Here is a 2821-nt window from a genome sequence, read left to right on the forward strand (position 1 = left end):
TCGGCGCACACCGGTCTCGGGCTGCACCGTCAGCGGCCAGGCCTCTCCTTCACAGGGCAGAGCAGGCACATCAGCGGGGTCGTCAAAGTCGAGGTCGTAAGCACAGGCGATCTCGCGGGCCAGGCCGCGCACCGACATGCAGTAGCCCCGGTCCGGGGTGATCGCCAGGTCGAAGATCACGTCGTCGAGTTCGAGTACTCGGGCGCCGCTCGCACCGGGCTCGGCGGTTCCCGGCGGCAGCACCAGGATGCCGGAATGGTCTGCGGCCAAGCCGAGTTCAGCCGCCGAGCAGATCATCCCGTCGGACGTGTGGCCGTAGGTTTTCCGTGCGGCGATGTGGAACCCGCCGGGCAGCGTGGTGCCGGGCAACGCCACCACCACCAGATCACCGACAGCGAAGTTGGTTGCCCCGCAGACGATCTCGCGCGGCTTTTCTTCGCCGACATCGACCGTGCAGGCGCGGATCGGCTTCTTGAACTCGGTCAGCTCTTCGATCGAAGCGACACGTCCCACCGTCAGTGGACCGTCGACTGGGCCAAGGGTGATGATCTCTTCGACCTCGTGGCCGATGCGTATCAGCGCCTGTTCGAGCTCGGCGGGTTTTACGTCCCAGCCGGGAGCGCCGGCGCTGACGACCTCGCGCAGCCAGCTATAGGGGACGCGCATCAGGCCCCCACCCCGAACGGCAACGAGAATCGGACATCGCCTTCGACCATGTCGCGCATATCTGGAATGCCATTGCGGAACTGGAGCGTGCGTTCCAGACCCATGCCGAATGCGAAGCCCGAATATTGTTGCGGGTCAATGCCAACGGCACGCAACACGTTCGGGTTCACCATCCCGCAGCCGCCCCACTCCACCCAGCCGGCGCCACCCTTCTTGTTTTCGAACCAGACGTCGACCTCGGCCGACGGCTCGGTAAAGGGGAAGAAGTGCGGGCGAATCCTGGTGCGCGCTTGCGGCCCGAACTCGGCACGGGCGAACGCGTCCAGGGTTCCACGCAGGTGGGCCATCGACAGGCCCCGATCCACTGCCAGCCCCTCGATCTGGTGGAAGACCGGGGTGTGGGTGGAGTCGAGCTCGTCGGTGCGGAATGTGCGACCGATCGAGATCACATACACCGGCAGCGTGCGTTCGAGCAGCGCGCGCACCTGCACCGGCGAGGTGTGGGTACGCAGCAGCTGACGCGAACCGTCCGGCGCGATGTAGAAGGTGTCCTGTTCACTGCGGGCCGGGTGGTCGGCGGGGAAATTCAGCGCGTCGAAGTTGAATTGCTCGGTTTCGACTTCGGGCCCCTCAGCAAGTTCCCATCCCATCGCGATGAACGTGTCGGCGATGTGCTCGGCCAAGATCGTGATCGGATGGCGCGCGCCGGTCGGCTGCCGCGTAGAGGGCAGGGTCACGTCGATTCGCTCGGCGATCAACACTGCGGCATCACGCTCGGCGCGTAACGCCGCCAGCCGTTCGTCGTACTCGCGCTGCACGTCGCCGCGCGACGTGTTCACCCGCTTGCCGACATCAGCCCGCTCGGCCTTGGGCACGGTGCCCAGCGCCTGTCGCGCCAACGCCACCGGCGAGCGATCACCGAGGTGCTCGGTCTTGGCGCGCGCCAGCGCGTCGAGATCAGCCGCGGCCGCGAAGGCTTGCCGGGCTGCGTCGACCGCGGCGGTCAACGCCTCCGGCGACAGGGCTTCCGTTGACGGGGGCTGGGCACCCAACGCGGCGACACTCTCCTTTTCGGTGGATAAGCCTTGCCAGGCAATATCTGCGGGGCTGGCGACACGGCGTGACGCGCAAGAGCCGATCATATGTGTTGACCTTGGTGGCGATCGGAAGCCGTCAGCCTGATTTCTCGCACGCCGTCCGCGCGGCGACCATCGAACGGCTCACCCTTGAGTATTTTCGTGGGGTGGTGACGCCTCAAGCTCCCGAACTGGTCCCGGCGCAGTACCTGCTGTCGCCGCGTGCCGCGGAGCCGCGCACGCTGATCGACATCCTCTACGACACCGCTGCTTGCTACCCGGAAGCCGCCGCAATCGACGACGGCACCGTTCAGCTCACCTACAGCGAGCTGATCAGCGACATCGAAGCCAGCGTCGCGTGGCTGGCGGCCCGCGGGATCGGTCGCGGTGACCGGATCGGCATCCGGATGCCGTCGGGCAGCTTTGCGCTCTACGAAGCGATCCTGGCCACCCTGGCCGTCGGTGCGGCCTACGTCCCCGTTGATGCCGACGATCCCGACGAACGCGCCGAGTTGGTGTTCGGCGAGGCGAACGTCGTCGCGATCGTCAGCGAAGCCGGCATGTCGCGGGGCCCGGGCTCGTCGCGGGGCTGGCGGGCCGGTGCGCCATTGCCGCGCGATGACGCGTGGATCATCTTCACCTCCGGATCGACCGGCACGCCCAAAGGCGTTGCCGTGACGCACCGCAGCGCGGCCGCGTTCGTCGACGCCGAGGCACAGATGTTCCTGCAGGACAACCCGATTGGGCCGGGCGATCGGGTGTTGGCCGGATTGTCGGTGGCGTTCGACGCATCATGCGAGGAGATGTGGCTGGCCTGGCGGCACGGCGCCTGCCTGGTCCCCGCCCCGCGCTCGCTGGTCCGCAGCGGCATGGACCTCGGTCCGTGGCTGGTCAGCCGCGACGTCACGGTGGTGTCAACCGTGCCGACGCTGGCCGCGCTCTGGCCCGCCGAGGCGCTCGAGGCGGTGCGGCTGTTGATCTTCGGCGGCGAGGCCTGTCCCCCGGAGCTGGCCACCCGCCTCGCCGTGGAAGGCCGCGAGGTGTGGAACACCTACGGCCCCACCGAGGCCACCGTGGTC

General features: G+C 67.8%; 2 protein-coding genes and 1 pseudogene. 1 reads left to right on the forward strand and 2 read right to left on the reverse strand.

Annotation, left to right across the window (positions count from 1 at the left end; genetic code table 11):
- Together VN856_RS25425 and pheS are read right to left on the reverse strand one after the other, a co-directional pair.
- Positions 1–666, reverse strand: a pseudogene (locus tag VN856_RS25425) (phenylalanine--tRNA ligase subunit beta); the annotation flags it as partial.
- Entirely contained in the window at positions 666–1808 is a 1143-nt protein-coding gene (gene pheS / locus VN856_RS25430) for a phenylalanine--tRNA ligase subunit alpha (RefSeq protein WP_414687046.1), read from the reverse strand. The pseudogene VN856_RS25425 and the gene pheS, both read right to left, overlap by 1 nt.
- 104 nt (positions 1809–1912) lie before the next feature.
- Here pheS and VN856_RS25435 point away from each other — a divergent pair.
- On the forward strand, positions 1913–2821 hold a 909-nt coding region (locus VN856_RS25435; protein WP_414687047.1), incomplete at its 3' end, for an AMP-binding protein.

The sequence above is a fragment of the Mycobacterium sp. genome, from assembly GCF_035603715.1.
GTDB lineage: Bacteria > Actinomycetota > Actinomycetes > Mycobacteriales > Mycobacteriaceae > Mycobacterium.

What these genes read in the sequence shown, in the direction of transcription:
- pheS (WP_414687046.1), bottom strand. Translation starts at nt 1,808, where the DNA reads ATGATCGGCTCTTGCGCGTCACGCCGTGTCGCCAGCCCCGCAGATATT.